This window comes from Massilia polaris (genome assembly GCF_012927275.1).
Classification (GTDB): domain Bacteria; phylum Pseudomonadota; class Gammaproteobacteria; order Burkholderiales; family Burkholderiaceae_D; genus Telluria_A; species Telluria_A polaris.
Window position 1 is genome coordinate 271798 of the sequence record NZ_JABBGG010000005.1, and the last position, 17090, is coordinate 288887.

Consider the following 17090-nt stretch of genomic DNA (forward strand, 5'->3'; position numbering starts at 1 on the left):
ATGGATTTCCAGTTCAAGGCAGGCACGCTTCCGTTCCTGGTGTCGATGCCGCACGTCGGCACTGACATACCGGACGATATCGCGGCGCGCCTTTCACCCGAGGCGCTGGTGAAGCCCGATACCGACTGGCACCTGGTGCAGCTGTACGATTTTCTCGAGCAGATGGGCGCGTCGACGATCTCGGCGCGCTGGTCGCGCTATGTGATCGACCTGAATCGCCCGCCCGAAAACACCAACCTGTATCCGGGCATGGACACCACCGGCCTGTGCCCGATCGATACGTTCAGCAGTGCGCCCCTGTACCAGCCTGGCCTGGCGCCGGATGAAGAAGAGGTGCGCGTGCGGCTCAAGCACTACTGGCGCCCATACCACGCGCAGATCCGCTCCGAACTTGACCGCCTGCTGTCCATCCACGGCAAGGTCGTGCTGTGGGACGCGCATTCGATCGCGTCAAGGGTGCCGCGCTTCTTCGAAGGGCGCCTGCCGGACCTGAACTTCGGCACCGCCTGCGGCGCATCCTGCGCGCCGGGGCTGGAGCAGGCAGTGGTCGGCGTGGCGCAGGCGCAGGACCGCTTCTCGGTCGCCGTCAACGGCCGTTTCAAGGGCGGCTACATCACGCGCCACTTCGGCCAGCCGGACAACAACGTGCACGCGATCCAGCTCGAGATGGCGCAGTGCCTGTACATGGACGAGGCGCCGCCGTTCGGCTACCGGCCGGACCGGGCGTGCGACGTGCAGGGTGTGCTGCAGCAGATGATGGAAGCGGCGGTCATGTGGGTACGCGCATGAACGCGTTATTCGCCCGCCACGCGCTGCTGCCGGAAGGCTGGCGGCGCGACGTCCACATCGAATGGAACATTGACGGCGACCTGCTTGCGGTGACGCCGGATACGGTCCAGCCTCCTGGCGTGCCTGCGGCCGGCCTGGTCATGCCCGGCATGGTCAACCTGCATTCGCACGCCTTCCAGCGCGCGCTAGGCGGGCTGACCGAAACCGCGGGCGAGGGTCCGGACAGCTTCTGGACCTGGCGCGACCTGATGTACCGGTTCGCGCGCAACATCACGCCGGAGCACATCGAAGCGATCGCCGCGCAGCTGTTCTCCGAATGCCTGCGCCACGGTTATACGTCGGTGTGCGAGTTCCACTACGTGCAGCGCGACCAGCAGGGGGCCATGTACGCACGGCCCGGCGAGACGGCGGAACGCGTTGTCGCCGCGTCGAAAGCGGCCGGCATCGGCATCACGATGCTGCCCGTCCTGTACAGCTATTCCGGTTTTGGCGAGCAGCCGCTCAAGCCGGAGCAGAACCGCTTCCGCACCGATGCGGCCGACGTTTTGCGGATCATCGAATCGCTTGAGCCGCTGCGCGATGCGCAGACCGAGGTTGGCGTCGCGCCGCACTCGCTGCGCGCCGCGTCCGTTGGCCAGGTACGCGAAGTGCTGGCCAGCCTGCCCGGCAGCCGCCCGGTGCATATCCACATCGCGGAGCAGCAGGCCGAAGTACAGCAAAGCCTGGCGCAGACGGGTGCGCGACCGGTGCGCTACCTGATGGACAATATCGACATCGACGCGCGCTGGTGCCTGGTGCACGCGACCCACCTCGACGAAGGCGAGATCGGAGCGCTCGCCGCCAGCGGCGCCGTGGCCGGCTTGTGCCCGACGACGGAAGCGAACCTCGGCGACGGGCTGTTCCCGCTCGAGCCTTTCCTGAAGGCGGGCGGGCGCTTCGGCATCGGCAGCGACAGCCACATTTCGCAAAGCGCGGTCGAGGAACTGCGCTGGCTCGAATACGGCCAGCGCCTGCTGCACCAGCGCCGCAACGTGGCGGCATCAAGCACGCAGCGCAGGGTCGGCGACTTCTTGTGGCAGGGCGCACTTCAAGGTGGCGCGCTCGCGGCCGGGCGCAGGGTAGGATCGCTGTCAGCGGGACTGCGCGCCGACCTGCTGGTGCTCGACAGCGACCATCCGAACCTGGATGGCCTCGAACCGTCCGACGTTCTGGGCAGTTTTGTCTTCTGCGGCAACGACAACCTGGTGAAGGACGTGCTGGCCGGCGGCCGCTGGGTCGTGCGCGATGGCGCGCACATGGCGCAAGACGCGATTAGGCAACGCTACAAACGAGTGCTCACCGAACTGCGAAGGCTACGATCATGACAGTCCTGATTCCGTATGCAAGCCTGGCGCCGGCGCCGTGGAAGAACGGCGGCGGCAGTACGATTGAAATCGCCGTGGTCCCGCCCGGCGCCGCCTTCGATGAATTCGACTGGCGCATCAGCCTCGCGACCATCGCGCAGGACGGGCCGTTCTCGAAATTCCGTGGAATCGACCGCTCGTTGGCGCTGGTCGACGGTCCCGGCGTCAGCCTTGAGATCGACGGCGACTCGCGCTTTGTGCTCAGCGAGGAGGCGCCGATCGTGGAGTTCCCCGGCGAGGCTGACGTGACCGCGTCGATGCTGGGCGCGCCCACCACGGATTTCAATGTGATGACGCGGCGCTCGCGCTGCCATCACCGGCTCGGCCGCCGCAGCCTCGAGGGCATTTCCGAGTTCGCGCCGCGTGGCGACGTCACTATCCTGTTCCTGGCCGAGGGAGAAAGCCTGTCTGTCAGCAGCGATACCGAACGCATTGGCATGGTCCGCTTCGACGCCGTCGTCTTCGATACCGACACGGTATGGAAGCTCGAGACCGGCGAGGCCACCGTGCTGGTGGTCGATATCTTCCTCGATGGGGCGTAAATGGATTTGGACGTACTGATTACAAATGTCCACCTGACGACGATGGCCGATGGCTATGGCGAAATACGCGACGGCGCAATCGCGGTCAGGGACGGGCGTATCGCATGGCTCGGCAAGCGCGCTGACGCGCCGGCCGGCGCAAGCGTGGAGCATGACGGCGGCGGCTGCTGGCTGACGCCGGGCCTGATCGACTGCCATACGCATATCGTCCATGCCGGTAACCGCAGCGGCGAATTCGAAGCGCGCCTGAACGGCGCCACCTACGAAGACATCGCGCGTGCGGGCGGCGGCATCATGTCCACGGTGCGCGCCACGCGCGCAGCATCGGAAGACGACCTGCTGCGCCAAAGCCTGCCGCGCGTCGCCAGCCTGCTGTCCGAGGGCGTCACCACCATCGAAATCAAGTCCGGCTATGGCCTGTCCACCGAATCCGAAGCGAAGATGCTGCGTGTGGCGCGCCGCGTGAGCGAGGCGCTGCCGGTGCGGGTGTCGACCACCTTCCTTGGCGCGCACGCGCTGCCGCCGGAGTTCGCCGGCCGGGCCGACGACTACATCGACGAGATTTGCGAAGTCATGCTGCCGGCGCTCGCGGCTGAAGGACTGGCCGACGCGGTCGACGCGTTCTGTGAGCGCATCGGTTTTTCGAATGCGCAGACCGAGCGCGTTTTCAACGCCGCGAAGAAGTTCAGGCTGCCGGTGAAACTGCATGCCGAACAGCTGTCGGACCAGAACGGCGCCGAGCTGGTGGCGCGCTTCGGCGGGCTGTCGGCCGACCACCTGGAGCACCTGACGCAAGCCGGCATTGACGCGATGGCCGCCGCTGGCACGGTCGCGGTGCTGCTGCCCGGCGCTTACTACTTCCTGCGCGACACCACGCCGCCACCGGTGGCGGCGATGCGTGCGGCTGGCGTGCAGATGGCCGTGGCGACCGACTGCAATCCCGGCACCTCGCCGATGACGTCGATCCTGCTGGCGATGAACATGGCCTGCACCCTGTGGCGCCTGACGCCGCAGGAAGCGCTGGCCGGATGCACGATCAACGCGGCGCGCGCGCTGGGGCTGCAGGACGACATCGGCACACTGGAAGTGGGCAAGTGCGCCGACTTCGCGTTATGGCAGATCGCGCGTCCGGCCGACCTGTCCTACGGGATCGGGTTCAACCCGTGCAGCGCGGTAGTAAAAGGAGGGCAGTTACGCCGGAGGACAATGTTTGACAACGCTCAACACGAAAAAATGTAGATGCGTAAATCTTGGTCAACGGCTGTTTCCTGTGTTTATACACTGGTAAGCAATTGTAAGGAATCAGGAATCGAGACTCCTTCGCATCTATAGTGAAAGTGTTCGATTCAAGTCTCCCCTCCCCATCCTAACAGTTGGGTTAACCCACGGTGCTTCCTGCCCGTGGGTTTTTTCTTTTCCACACTTCGCACTTCGGCATTCGGGGTTTGTCCCCGGCGGCATTCGGGGTCACGTTGACCCCGAATTTGCGCTGGGAACCAGTTATCCGCAGCGCGCTGCAAATCAGGCGTTCGGTGCGGCCAGCTGCGCCAGCGCCGGGCCGCTCACGCGGCAGACGCGCCAGTCGGGCAGGATGTCGGCGCCCATTGCCTTGTAGAAGTTGATCGCAGGCTCGTTCCAGTCCAGTACCGACCACTCGAAGCGGCCGCAGTTGCGCTCCACCGCGAGCTGCGCCAGTTTCACCAGCATCTGCTTGCCGAAACCCTTGCCACGATGCGCTTGCTTGACGTACAGGTCTTCCAGGTACAGGCCCTTTTTGGTCAGGAAGGTCGAGAAGTTGTGGAAGAACAGCGCGAACGTGACGACCTCGCCGTTTTCTTCGCCGATGATCGCTTCGCACGCCGGAGGGGCGCCGAACAGGCCTTCGTGCAGCATGGCCTCGGTGGCGACCACCATGTGTTCCAGTTTTTCAAAGACAGCCAGTTCGACGATCATGCCGTGGATATGGGCGAGGTCGGATGGCTGGGCGGGACGGATGGAAAAAGCGCTCATGGAACCTCAGGTACGGTATTCAGGTTGATGGATTTGGCAGGCCGGGGCGCCGGCGACGCCATCACCCAGGCGACGCTGGACAGGCACAATATCATGCCGCACCACTCGAACGGGCCCGGGCGGTAGTGCTCGAGCTGCATCGACAGCAGCACGGAAATCACCGGCGTGATCACGCCGATGTAGACGGCTTTGGACGAGCCGATGCGGTTGATCAGCGTGAAGTAAGCGGCAAACGCGATCACCGAACCGAACATCGACAGGTAGAACAGCCCGAACCAGTAGCGCGGCGCCGACGGCAAGGTGAACGATTCGCCGTTGGCCAGCGCCCACAGGCTCACCATCGCGCTGCCCCAGAACATCGACCACGCCATCGTCAGGAACAGGTTCTGCGACTGTTCGCGCACCTTCACGACCATGATGTTGCCGACCGAGCTGGCGATCGTCGCCGTCAGCGCCAGCACCAGGCCGAGCAGGAAGTGGCCGCTGCCGCCTTCGCTGATGTCTTTCCACGACGACGCGATCGACGGATAGAACAGCATCGTCACGCCGCCCATCGCCACCGCGCCCGCGGCCCAGGTACGCCACGAAATCGGCGTGCCGAAAGCGAAGCGGCTGCAGATCGGGTTCCAGAACACCATCAGCGCGAACAGCACGGCGACCAGCGCCGAAATCACGTACTGCTCGGCGTTGTAGGTGCAGACGTAGGACAGGCCGAAGGTGAAGAATCCCTGCAGCAGGCTCCAGCGCTGGACTTTCCACGGCAGGCGCAGGCGCTCGCCGCGCACCAGGCACCAGGCGAACAGCGCGGCCGAGGCCAGCGCAAAGCGATAGGCGACCGACACCTCGGGCGCGCCTTCGCCCAGCTGCAAGGTGATGGCCCAGAACGTCGAGCCCCAGATCAGGGACGCGATAGCAAAGAGGAGGGGGGAGGACATCGTGAAAGTATACGGTTAAACATAATTTCCTGCTGGATATGACTTGGAAACGACAGGCCGGCCAAAAGCCTGTGACGGCGGGCAAACGCAGGAGGGTATGCGGCCGCAGCGCGGACCGCGCCACCTCAGATGATCCGGTAGCGCAGCGCTGAGCTGGACCTAGTAGGCGACGTTGAGGCGGCGGTACAGGAAGCCGAGCACGAACAGCGGGCCGATCAGCAGGAAGCGCAGGTCGTCGAGGAAGGATGGCTTCTTGCCTTCGATCTGGTGGCCGATAAACTGGCCGACCCAGGACAGCACGAAGATGGCGATCGACAAGGCCAGCACGGTCGCCGGCGGCAGCATGGCCAGCAGCACCAGCATCACGGTCGACATCGCCAGCATGCCGATCGCAAACGGTTTCGACAGCTGGAAGTAGTACCACAGCGCCGCGGCAACCACGGCGACGGCTGCGACCGGGTGAATCGCCCAGATAATGCCGAGCAGCGAAAACACGATCAGCGGCACGCACACGATGTGGATCAGCTCGTTCGTGTGATTCCTGTGGCTCTCGCTGTAAAGCGAGAGCAGGGTGTGGATATCCTGTCGCTGGCCGGTGTTCCGCATCGGTCTGTCTCCGTTTGTTGGTGTGATTGTCCGGGAATTCTACACCGGCCGCGCGGCGCCGGATCGATTATGATGCGCCCTGATGCCATCCGCGCACCCGCGCAAGAGTTGTCGCATTTAATAATTTTTTCAAAAGATGAGCAACGCCACTCTTACCGTTGATGTGCCACCTGCCGCGCGCAAGCGCTGCTTTGAACCGGTGGTCGATGAGCGAACCCGCGTCCTCGTGTTGGGTAGTCTGCCGGGCGAACAGTCGCTTGCGCGGCAAGAATACTATGGCAATAAGCAGAACCGTTTCTGGATGTTGATGTCCGAGGTGATTGAACTTGAGCTGGTGTCGCTGGACTATGCGTCGCGCTTGAAAGCACTGCTGGCGAACGGCGTCGGTCTGTGGGATGTCATTGCCGAGGCCGAACGGGAAGGTAGCCTTGACAGTCGAATACGTGACCGCGCCGACAATAATCTGCTCGGGTTGATTGCGGAACTACCAAACCTGAAGACGCTTGCATTCAATGGCGGCACGGCGGCGCGGCTTGGTATGAAGGCGCTGGGCCAGCATGCGCGGCGTTACCGCGTCGTGTCGTTGCCGTCGAGTAGTCCGGCCTATACGCTTGCTTATGCTGAAAAATTGATGGTATGGCGGACCTTACGCGAAGGGCCCTCGCGATGGGGGGCTGAGCACGGGCCAGGTCTACCTGAATGAACGGATTTTTCATCAGATGACGACCTGCTAGCGCAGCCACATGCCCAGCGCCTGCCGCGCCTGCTCGCGCATCGCTTCGGCCTGTGGGACGTGCTGGTACTGTCGTCGACCTCGCCAGCTCATGCCAGCATGACGTTGGCGGAGAAACTGCTTGCCTGGCGCATCCTGGCCATGTGAGGCCAGGCCAGCGCTGCGCATCGCCGTTAGCGGCGCGTTGCCGTATCGAGCTGGTCGAGGTAAAGCGCCAATGGACTGTACCAGTGTGTGGACGCGCCAAAGGCTGAACTGAAGAGGCTCCGCACGGCGCGCGGCAAAGCAAAGCGCTTGCTGATCAGGCGCGATGACGGTCGAAGCAACAGGCGTTTCGCGACCCGCGTGCCGAATTGCGCGTGAAGCTTGACGAGGTCCGGCGTATCGGCCAGCTTGTCCTTATCCTCGTAGGGAAGGTGGGCGTACTCGGGATATGCACGGCTTATCGTGTCGCTGTGGAAGGTATGATCGAGTAGCATTTCGGCCGGCAAACCGGCAAGGTAGTCGTAGAGATCATGGTCCAGGAATGGCGCATATACCGTTGGCACATCGCCCAGCAGGCCGTACGGCGCCAGGGCGATCTCGCGCCGTGTACGGTTCCAGAAGAAAAACGATCCCACCGGATTCGGCTTGTCCAGGTGGGTTTTGACTTCGGCCTCCAGATGGGCGATCGCAAGGTCCAGGCCCGTGCTGCGGTACAGCTGCGGCGTAAGCAGGCTGCGCAGCTTTTTTTCGCCCTTGTCGAGGAGCCGGGTCGCGATCGCGTTGGGTGAGGCGGACTGGAACAGCCGCAGGCGTGCTTCATTCAGGAACACGCTTTGAGACAGCACATCCCCTGCGATGCCGTCATAAACGACGCGTTCCCGCGCGCAAATATTGGACGCCGCCTCCATGTACCAGGCGTGTTCGTCAGTGCAATAACTGGTCAGTGGATTCTTCGCCGCTTCCGCGTCGTAAAACGAACCGGTTTGGGCAATAATGTCATGCTTCAACCCAAATTCCTGGGTGAGCATGGTGGCAATTCGCGCATCCTCGTTCCCCCGTGGCGGAAAGTGAAGCGCAGTGATGCAGCGGCCAGGCCTATGTCCCTGGCGCAGCAGCTCGAACAAGATATGGCGCGAATCGCGCCCGCCGCTGAGCGGGACCGCGAAGTCCGCGTCGACGGGAGCCCGCCGGGCCATCGACTGGCGGAACAGTTCGTTGTAGGTGTCGAGTGAAGACGTGCGCGATTCGCCCCTGCTGGGGATGCCGCGAGCCCTCGGGGTGCGTTCGAGGCGCAGTTCGCCGTCCCACTGCAGGGTTGCACCTGGCGGCAATGCGCGTATATGGCGGAACGGTGTATCTTCGCCGATGAAAAAGCCGAGCCGAAAGAATACTGACAGCGCTTTTTCATCCAGCGCGGGATCAGCGCCGGCCTCGAGTAGCCGATCGATACACGAGGAAATCGCGAATTCACCGTCGCGCGAATAATAAAAAGCCGGGAACATCCCATAGCGGTCATTGCGCGCGGTCAGGCACTTGCCGTCCCAATTCCATTCGGCATAAATGCCATCGGGAGGCCCCGATTCGCGTGCGATCTGGTGCCCAAGGGCGCATTGCGCGCTCCCCAGAGTTTCAAACCCTTCAGCCCTTCGTTTGACGCGAAAAATAGATTCGTTCATTCCGATGCCCACTCATAAAAAATGTGCTGGCGCGACTGGGACGTGACGTTGTCACTGGGCGCGGCTCGTTTAAGGAATCATTCAAGCTGATGATAGCATTTTATAAACAAACTAGTGCAAGCGCTTGCCGGTAAGCGCGGACGGTCCGCCCTTTAGCTGGCTGAGCTTGGCCGAATAACGCTGGGACGACGCATTTGTCGTACTCGTATCCAGCGCAAGCTTCAACTCCGCATGCGCGCTGCGGCCGTCGCCAAGGCGCCAGTGCGCGATCCCCAGCCAGAAGTGGAACTCGTGATAATACGGCGCCCGCTTGACCTCTTTCGCGAACAGCTTGCGCGCACCCTCGAAGTCGCCTTTCTCCATCGCCGTCATGCCGCGGTTGAAGTAGTAGAACGGCGGGTGCGGTTCGATGACCGCCAGGCGCGCCTTGATCTGGTTCGATTCGTCGGTCTTGCCCAGCGCGGCCAGCACCGGCACCAGGTTGTGCATGACAACCGTGTTCTCCGGCTCACGGTCGAGCGCCGCGCGGAACACGCGTTCGGCCAGCGCGGTCTCGCCGCGCCGCTGGTAGACCACGGCCAGCGTGTTATAGCCGGTGACGAAGCCCGGATTCTGGCTGACCGCTTCGCGCGCCCACCAGTAGGCGTCGTCGATGCGCTCCTGCGCCAGCGCTTCGGCGGCGCGGTTATTCAGGTACATGGCCACGATGTCGCGCTCTTCCAGCGGATGCGTGATGAAGTCGTCCGAATCCTTCGGACGCAGGAAATCGATGGTCAGCGTCGCGCGCACGTTCGAGTAAATGCGCTGGAATTCCGGCGCGGCCTCGGTGAGGACCAGGTTGACGTGGCTGCTGCCGAAGTACAGGTTGCCGGCGCGGCTCCAGGTGTGGTCGACCATGACGTTCTGATACGTGACCGGCACGCCAAGTTCGCGCGCGAATGCGGCCGTCATTACTACCAGCGACAGGCAGTTGCCGACGCGCGCGTCGTAGGTTTCGGCGGCGGTGCGGGTCCTGGTCGACTCGTATTCGAGTTTAAGTTCGCCCTTCTGGTAAAGCGCCGCTACCAGGCCATGCTGTGCGCCCTTGAGCCGCACCTGCGACATGAACGCGGGGCTGTTCAAATATGCGCGCATCGCCGGGCTGAGGGTGAACAGGTCCGCCGCGCCGACTGGTTCGGAGGCCGGCTTGAAGGCGGCGTCGGAAAACAGCTGGGTGGCCGGCGGCGGGGCCGGCACGCGCACCGAGGCGCAGGCGGTGAACAGGAGAGGCGCCAGCAGCGCTGCCGCCAGCTTGGTGGTGAGGTTCGCCAGGATCGTCATGTCGCGTCTCCGTCAGGATGCGGCGGCATGCGGCGCCGGATCGATGACTGGAGTATCGTCCCAGGCGCGGCGAATGTAAAGCCTGTCAGGCCTTAGTGGTCGTTGTGGAAGGAGTCGTGCAGTTCGTCGAGCAGGTCGTCGGTTTCTTCGGCCGACAGGCCGAGATAGGCACACGCGCGATCGCCGCCCTTGTTCCATTCGACCGACTCGACCAGGCCCTGGTATTTCTGGATCGCGCACTCGGCCAGCAGCGACAGCGCGATCAGCGAACGCACGCCGTCGCCGGTGGCGCCGTCGTCGAATACGCTGTAGTCCTGGTGGTGCAGGATCGCCCACGAGACGTCGCTCGACAGGCCCCAGTTGCGGGCCAGCAGGCAGCCGATGGCGGCGTGGTTGGTGCTGTGGCGTTCATCTTCGAGCGCGGTGAACGGGCGTTCGGTATCTTCCGCGGCCGCCGCGAAGGTGTCCGCGTAGCCCGGGAAGCGGTCCATCAGCAGCGGCACGCCGGTGTCGCAGAACAGGCCGAAGGTGTGGGCGACGTCCGGCTCGCCGATGCGCAGGCGGCGCGACAGGTACACCATCGCTTGCGCGCGGCGGCCCGAGATGTCCCAGAAGTTCGCCAGTGCGGCGTTGTCGGTGGCGATGGCCTGGCGCGCCAGCAGCCCGGTCATCAGGGACGCTACCTGATTAATTCCGAGGAAAAGTATGGCCTGTTCGATCGATTTGGCCTTGCGTTTGCCGCCGTAGAACGAGGAGTTGGCCAGCTTGAGCAGGGCGCCCGACATGCCGACGTCGCGCGCGACGATGCGGCCGATCGCGTCAGGCGACGGATCGTCGGCCGCGAGTTCGCGCTGCATGTCCGCCAGCAGGCTCGGACGGGGCGGAATCCGGATCGATTTGATCAGGGCGTCCACCGGGTCCGCGGTTGGTGTTGCCATATCGGCTAGGTTGCTCATGGGGTAGTGCAGCGAGTTGCTGCCGGTGCGTGCTACAAAGCACAACTATAAACGAATGGCCTATTTGTTGCATCTAGGCAATCGCAATGTGTGGCAATTTTGCATGTGCCAGGGTTCCCGGCGATATCAATATAAAATTCTTGCATGAAGACTATGCTCGCTGGAATCGACTTCCGCGCGCCGGCCGACGAGGTCGCGCAACAACTCATCGGTACGGTGGTGCTGGTCGATGGCGTCGGCGGGCGCATCGTCGAAACCGAGGCGTACGACCGCGAGGATCCGGCCTCGCACGCGTTTTCCGGCCCGACCGAGCGCAACGGCGCGATGTTCGGCGAGCCGGCGCACGCTTACGTGTACCGTTCGTACGGCATCCACTGGTGCCTGAACTTCGTCTGCCGCGAACATGGCCACGGTGCCGGGGTGCTGATCCGCGCGCTGGAGCCGCTGGCCGGGCTGGACATCATGCGCGAACGGCGCGGAGTGGATGATGTGCGGTTGCTCTGTTCAGGGCCTGGAAAGTTGTGCCAGGCCCTCGGCGTCAGCCGTGCGCTGAACGGCGCTTCGCTGGCGGCGCCGCCGTTCGAGCTGCTGGCGCCGGAGGACGCGATCGAACGGGTGGCCGGCCCGCGCATCGGCATCTCGAAAGCGATGGCGGTGGCGTGGCGCTTCGGGCTGGCCGGTTCGCGCTTCGTCAGCAAGCCGTTCCGGCAGGATTAGGTCGCGCGCCGCGCTACCGACGGGCTGGCGCCAAGGCTGGGAGGAGGGCCGCCGCGCATCGGGCTGGAGGATGCGCGCCGTTCGCCGGGATGGTGGAATTCGTTACCGTCGGCATTCTCGCCGGCGCCGCCGTCGTCGATCTTGAATACCGCGACCGCCTCCGCAAGCGTCACGGTCTGCTCGTGCAGGCTGGCCGCCGCCGCCGCCGCCTGTTCGACCAGCGCGGCGTTCTGCTGGGTCATGTCGTCCATCTGGCCGACCGCGTTGTTCACCTCGGCGATGCCTTCGGCCTGCTGCGAGCTGGCCACGCTGATGCGTTCGATGATCTCGTTCACCTGCCGCACCGACGCGACGATGTGGCCCATGCTGCTGCCGGCTTCATTGACCGAGGCGCTGCCGCCGTCGATGATCGCGACCGAATCGGCGATCAGCGCCTTGATTTCCTTCGCCGCCGCGGCCGAGCGCTGGGCCAGCGTGCGCACTTCGGCCGCGACCACGGCAAAGCCGCGACCCTGTTCGCCGGCGCGCGCCGCTTCCACCGCGGCGTTCAAGGCCAGGATATTGGTCTGGAACGAGATGCCGTCGATGACGCCGATGATCTCGACGATCTTGCGCGAGCTGGCCTTGATCCGTTCCATCGTCGTCACCGCGCGGTCGACCGCCTTGCCGCCGTCTGCCGCCAGGTTGGCGGCGCTGGCAGCCAGTTCATTGGCCATGCGCGCGTTGTTGGCGTTTTCTTTCACTGCCAGGGTCAGGCCCTCCATCGCGCTGGCGGTTTCTTCCAGCGAACCGGCCTGTATCTCGGTGCGGCTCGACAGGTCGAGATTGCCGGTGGCGATTTCCTGCGACGCGGTGTCGATCGAGCGCACCGACGTGAGCACGGTGCGCAAAGTCTGGTTCAGGTTGGCGATGGTGTGATCAAGCGCGCGCGAGGTCTCGGCTATTTCGTCGCGCCCCTTGCTGCCGATGCCGGCGCTGAGGCGGCCTTCGGCCAGTTCCGCTACCACGTCCGAGATCGCGCGGATATCGCGCAGCATCGCGCGCCGCACCAGCATCGTCACCAGCAGCGACATGGCGATCGATAGCAGCACCAGCACGGCAAGCGTGAAACCGAAGGTGCGGAACTCGGCCTTCGCCGCCGCGTAAGCGCCTTCGCTCAGGCTCTTTTCCAGCGTGGCGAGTTGCGCCAGGTGGCCATTCAAGACTCCGAATTCCTTTTCCGCCTTCTGCATCGAATTGGTCGCGATCGACTGGTCGACCTGCGCCAGCTCGATGGTTTCGGCGACGCTCTTGCGGTAGGCTTCGAGCGCCCTGGCCGACGCGTCGACCAGCTTGCGCTCGGCCGGGTCGGACACCGCGGCCAGCGCGTTAAGCTGGCTCTTGATCGCGGCCTGCTTCTTGCCGATGTCGGCGGTGAGTGCATCGAGGCGGTTCTTGGCGAAGCTGCCGTTGATCCAGGCCAGCAGCTGGTAAATGTTGGCGTGTGCGTGCCTGGCGTCGCCCGAGACATCGGCCGCGGCCTTCAGGCGCGCCGCGCGTACCTGGACCATGTTCTCGAGCGATGCGTTCTGCCGCACCATCCCGTAATAGGCGGCCGCCGACAGCAGCAGCAGCAGGGTCAGTACCATGCCCGGGGCAAGCAGCAGCTTTGGGCCAATTCGCAGTTTGTTCAGCATGCACACACCCCCGGCAGGTCGTCAAGCGGGCAGCCGCGCTGCCCGCGCTTTGTGCGTCACTTCTTGTAGATGCCTGCTTCCAGCACGACGCCATCGACCAGCTGGATGTAGGTGGTCTTCGGCTCGATCTTGCCGCTGGTTGGATTCTTGTAGTGGTAGTCGACCCAGCCCTTGTTCGACCTGGCGGCCAGCTCGATGATCTCGCGGCGGTACTTCTTGCCGGTCGCGTCGGGGACGTCGGTCAGGTCCTTGCCGACGATCGACTGGTTGATCGGATGCGCCAGCACGATGCCGGTTTTGGCGTCGCGCATATCGATGTACAGCGAGCCCTGGACATAGTCGGGATCCTTGGCGTTGATGCGCTTGATCATTTCGTCCTTGCCCTTCGACTTGACCAGGGCGACGCCGCGTTCGACCATGGCAATCGCGTCTTTTTCGGTTGGCTCGGAAGCGGTGGCAGTGGCGGCGGCAAGGGCGAGGCACAGGGAAGTAGCGGTGATGAGCAGTTTCATGGCGGTTTCCTCTCGGTTGATGCGTTGGTTAAACATTGCTTAGGTGCATTGCGTAATCTACGCGCCCGACCATGCACCGATTTGCGCTACCGCAAGCGGCGCGCACCATGCAGCGCAAGGAGCCACATCAATTTCCCGAAGGTATTTGTGCCACTTGGAAACCTTCCCGCCATTCAATTGATACGCGGCAATTGCATTCCGGACGGCAAGCCTAAGATGACTTCTCTTCCAGTAATTCCCTAGTTCTGTAGGAATACCCCGACCCCGATTTCTAATAAAAGGAGACCGCCGTGACTACCGATACCGCGCCAGCAAGATTCAAGCCCTACACCCGCCAGACCATCAGCCAGGCGCGCCAGTGGCAGTGGATGCCGGCCGATTTGCAGGAAGCCGTGCAGGTCGTGTCGCATGTGCTGCCGTTCCGCGCCAACGAATATGTGATGGAGCAGCTGATCGACTGGTCGAACATCCCGGACGACCCGATCTACCGCCTGGTTTTTCCGCACCGCGACATGCTGCACGCCGGCGAGTACGAAACGCTGCGCGACCTGGTGCTGTTCAAAAAGGACGACGCCGCCATCGCGAAGGCGGTACACGCGATCCGCATGCGCATGAACCCGCACCCAGCCGGCCAGATGACGCACAACGTCCCGCGCGTGAACGACGCGCCGCTCAAGGGCCTGCAGCACAAGTACAAGGAGACCGTGCTGTTCTTCCCCAGTTCGGGCCAGACCTGCCACGCCTACTGCACCTTCTGCTTCCGCTGGCCGCAGTTCGTCGGCATGGACGACATGAAGTTCGATGCGCGCGAAACCACCGAGCTGGTGGCCTACCTGAAGACCCATCAGGACGTCACCGATGTCCTGATCACCGGCGGCGACCCGCTGATCATGAATACCCGCTCGCTGACCGAATTCATCGAGCCGCTGCTGGCGCCCGAACTGGCGCACATCCAGAACATCCGGCTCGGCACCAAGTCGGTCGCCTACTGGCCGCAGCGCTTCGTCAGCGACAAGGATTCGGACGACCTGCTGCGCCTGTTCGAGCGTGTCGTCAAGGCCGGCAAGAACCTGGCGATCATGGGCCACTACAGCCATGCGGTGGAGCTGCGCAACGAGATGGCACAGCGCGCGGTCAAGCGCATCGTCTCGACCGGCGCCACCTTGCGCATGCAGGGTCCCCTGATCCGCCACATCAATGAAGATCCCAGGAGCTGGGCCGAGCTGTGGACTACCGGCGTGCGCCTGGGCGCGATCCCGTACTACATGTTCGTCGAGCGCGACACCGGCCCGAGCGAATACTTCTCGCTGCCGCTGGCGCGCGCGCACGAGATCTTCCAGGCCGCCTACCAGATGGTGTCGGGCCTGTCGCGCACGGTGCGCGGTCCGTCGATGAGCGCCTTCCCGGGCAAGGTCGTCATCGATGGCGTGGTCAGCATCAATGGCGAAAAGCTGTTTGCGCTGCAGTTCCTGCAGGCCCGCAATCCGGACTGGGTACGCAAGCCGTTCTTCGCCAGGTTCGACCCGGATGCGACCTGGCTCGATCACCTGGTGCCGGCCTTCGGCAAGCAGAAGTTCTTCTTCGAATCCGACGAAGACGACGGCCATCACCCGCTGGCGGCCAAGGTGATCCCGATCTCGGTGGCGCAGCGCGCCCAGGGCAAGAGCTGCGACAACGCCCACACCGCGGCCTGACGGCGGAGCTGCGACCATGGGCGGCGACCAGCCAGCATTGCGCTTATCCGGCAAGGAAGTCTTCTTTTATGTATTCCTGCCGTTCGCACTGGGTCATTACCTGTCGGCGCTGCTGCGCACCGTGAACGCGGTGCTGGCGCCCGACCTGGTCGCCTCGCTCTCGCTTAGCCCGGCCCAGCTTGGCCTGCTCACCAGCGCGTTCTTCGTATCGTTCGCGCTGGTGCAGCTGCCGGTCGGGATTGCGCTGGACCGCTACGGTCCGCGCAAGGTGCAGCTGGTGCTCCTCGTCGTGGCCGCTGGCGGCGCGTTGATGTTCGCGTTTGGCGACAGCTTCCTCGAGCTGGTGCTGGCGCGTACCGTGATCGGCTTCGGGCTTGGCGGCTGCTTCATGGCGGCGGTCAAGGCCATTTCGACCTGGATCGATCCGGCGCGGCTGCCGTCGGTGCAGGGCTTCCTGATCGCCATCGGCGGCCTTGGCGCCGCGTCGGCAACGGCGCCGGTCCGCAAGGCCCTGGAGCATATGGACTGGCGCGGCTTGTTCGTGCTACTCGCGCTGCTGTTGGCGTGCACCGCCTTCCTGATCTGGTCGGCCACCCCGCGCGTGGCGCAGGCCCCGAAGCCGAAGGCCAACGTGCCGGTCCTCGAATCCATCGCCGCGGTCTACCGCGATGCCCGCTTCCGCAAGACGATCTCGCTGATCCTCATCCCGCATGCGGTGTTCTTCGGCATCCAGGGCCTGTGGATCGGCCGCTGGCTGGCCGATGTGGCGCGCTTTCCCGATCACGCGGTGGTCTACCTGCTGTACCTGTCGATGGCGGCGGTGATCTTCGGCGCCATCGCCGTGGGCATGATCACCGAGTGGGCGGGCAAGCGCGGCATCAAGCCGCTCGACGTCGCGGGTATCGGCATCGCGCTGTTCGTCGCCGTGCAGGTCGCGATCGTGTGCAACTGGAAGCCGAGTTTCCAGCTGCTGTCGGTGCTGTTCACGCTGATCGGAACCATCACCGGCATCGAATACGCGATCGTCGCCCAGAACATGCCGAAGTCGCTGACCGGGCGCGCAGCCACCTGCCTGAACCTGCTGATTTTCGTTGGCGCGTTTGTGGTGCAGGCGGGATTCGGGTTGATGATCGGCCTGTGGGAGCCCAATCACCTCGGGCACCATCCTGCCATCGCCTACCGCGTCGCGTTCGGGGTGCTGGTGCTGCTCCAGTTGCCCGGGCTGGTGTCGTTCGCGCGGCGGCGCCTGACTCAGACGCAGCCGTCCAGCATCAGCAGCGGCAGCGTGGTCCATGCCACTCCCATCAGTCCCAAAATGCCGGAACCGAGCGCTGCCCAGTCGTGCAGCGCCGGGTTTCCGTCCGCCGCGCGCACCGTGCGCAAGGCGCGCCAAAACAGCAGTCCGCAGATTCCCAGCGCCGCTGCCGACAAAGCGGACAGCATCCACACGCTCGGCGCACCTCGCGTAATGGCCGCAGGGCTGCATTGCCCGGCCACGAGGAAGTAGCTGACGAAGAAGTGCGCCGCCCACACGAT

16 protein-coding genes are annotated in these 17090 nt (G+C 64.1%); 8 read left to right on the forward strand and 8 right to left on the reverse strand.

Annotated features, from left to right (window positions below; all coding sequences use genetic code 11):
• From hutG to hutI, 4 genes are read left to right on the forward strand one after another with little or no spacing between them, the layout of a single operon-like run.
• A complete protein-coding gene (gene hutG, locus HHL21_RS10980; protein ID WP_169465652.1) occupies positions 1-789 on the forward strand; it encodes an N-formylglutamate deformylase in 789 nt (262 codons plus the stop codon).
• The gene (locus tag HHL21_RS10985) at positions 786-2153 is read left to right on the forward strand and encodes a formimidoylglutamate deiminase (protein WP_169465654.1); all 1368 of its coding nucleotides are present in this window, start codon (positions 786-788) and stop codon (positions 2151-2153) included. The genes hutG and HHL21_RS10985 overlap by 4 nt, the downstream gene beginning before the upstream one ends.
• On the forward strand, positions 2150-2734 hold the full coding sequence (locus HHL21_RS10990) for a HutD/Ves family protein (protein ID WP_169465656.1): 585 nt from the start codon (positions 2150-2152) through the stop codon (positions 2732-2734). Before HHL21_RS10985 ends, HHL21_RS10990 begins: the two co-directional genes overlap by 4 nt.
• Positions 2735-3973, forward strand: a complete 1239-nt coding sequence (gene hutI / locus HHL21_RS10995; RefSeq protein WP_169465659.1) for an imidazolonepropionase — start codon at positions 2735-2737, stop codon at positions 3971-3973.
• 282 nt (positions 3974-4255) lie between these two features.
• Here the strand turns inward: hutI and HHL21_RS11000 are convergent, their stop codons facing one another.
• The 3 genes from HHL21_RS11000 to HHL21_RS11010 form a co-directional block, all read right to left on the reverse strand.
• A complete protein-coding gene (locus HHL21_RS11000) occupies positions 4256-4744 on the reverse strand; it encodes a GNAT family N-acetyltransferase (protein ID WP_169465661.1) in 489 nt (162 codons plus the stop codon).
• Entirely contained in the window at positions 4741-5679 is a 939-nt protein-coding gene (locus HHL21_RS11005) for a DMT family transporter (protein WP_169465664.1), read from the reverse strand. The genes HHL21_RS11000 and HHL21_RS11005 overlap by 4 nt, the downstream gene beginning before the upstream one ends.
• A 159-nt stretch (positions 5680-5838) precedes the next feature.
• Positions 5839-6285: an Mpo1 family 2-hydroxy fatty acid dioxygenase gene (locus tag HHL21_RS11010; protein ID WP_169465666.1), complete on the reverse strand. Its 447-nt coding sequence runs from the start codon at positions 6283-6285 to the stop codon at positions 5839-5841.
• Between the two features lie 136 nt (positions 6286-6421).
• Here HHL21_RS11010 and HHL21_RS11015 point away from each other — a divergent pair, with 136 nt between their 5' ends.
• A complete protein-coding gene (locus tag HHL21_RS11015) occupies positions 6422-6988 on the forward strand; it encodes a DNA-deoxyinosine glycosylase (protein WP_169465668.1) in 567 nt (188 codons plus the stop codon).
• A gap of 203 nt (positions 6989-7191) precedes the next feature.
• Here the strand turns inward: HHL21_RS11015 and HHL21_RS11020 are convergent, their stop codons facing one another.
• From HHL21_RS11020 to HHL21_RS11030, 3 genes are all read right to left on the reverse strand, one after another.
• Entirely contained in the window at positions 7192-8679 is a 1488-nt protein-coding gene (locus tag HHL21_RS11020) for an asparagine synthase-related protein (protein ID WP_169465670.1), read from the reverse strand.
• A 111-nt stretch (positions 8680-8790) separates the two neighbouring features.
• Positions 8791-9999: a tetratricopeptide repeat protein gene (locus HHL21_RS11025; RefSeq protein ID WP_229496309.1), complete on the reverse strand. Its 1209-nt coding sequence runs from the start codon at positions 9997-9999 to the stop codon at positions 8791-8793.
• Between the two features lie 92 nt (positions 10000-10091).
• Positions 10092-10937, reverse strand: a complete 846-nt coding sequence (locus HHL21_RS11030) for an HDOD domain-containing protein (protein ID WP_229496311.1) — start codon at positions 10935-10937, stop codon at positions 10092-10094.
• 162 nt (positions 10938-11099) lie between these two features.
• On the opposite strand from HHL21_RS11030, the gene HHL21_RS11035 reads away from it, so the two are divergent.
• Positions 11100-11672: a DNA-3-methyladenine glycosylase gene (locus tag HHL21_RS11035; protein WP_169465673.1), complete on the forward strand. Its 573-nt coding sequence runs from the start codon at positions 11100-11102 to the stop codon at positions 11670-11672.
• On the opposite strand, the gene HHL21_RS11040 is transcribed toward HHL21_RS11035, so the two are convergent.
• Together HHL21_RS11040 and HHL21_RS11045 are read right to left on the reverse strand one after the other, a co-directional pair.
• Complete coding sequence (locus tag HHL21_RS11040; RefSeq protein ID WP_169465674.1) at positions 11669-13348, reverse strand: methyl-accepting chemotaxis protein; 1680 nt, start codon at positions 13346-13348, stop codon at positions 11669-11671. The genes HHL21_RS11035 and HHL21_RS11040 overlap by 4 nt on opposite strands.
• A gap of 56 nt (positions 13349-13404) precedes the next feature.
• Entirely contained in the window at positions 13405-13860 is a 456-nt protein-coding gene (locus tag HHL21_RS11045) for a cache domain-containing protein (RefSeq protein WP_169465676.1), read from the reverse strand.
• 290 nt (positions 13861-14150) lie between these two features.
• On the opposite strand from HHL21_RS11045, the gene HHL21_RS11050 reads away from it, so the two are divergent.
• Positions 14151-15554, forward strand: a complete 1404-nt coding sequence (locus HHL21_RS11050; RefSeq protein WP_370659704.1) for a KamA family radical SAM protein — start codon at positions 14151-14153, stop codon at positions 15552-15554.
• A 16-nt stretch (positions 15555-15570) separates the two neighbouring features.
• Positions 15571-17061 carry an MFS transporter gene (locus HHL21_RS11055; protein WP_169465678.1) on the forward strand — a complete coding sequence of 497 codons (1491 nt, stop codon included), beginning with the start codon at positions 15571-15573 and terminating at the stop codon, positions 17059-17061.
• The last annotated feature ends 29 nt before the right edge of the window (positions 17062-17090 follow it).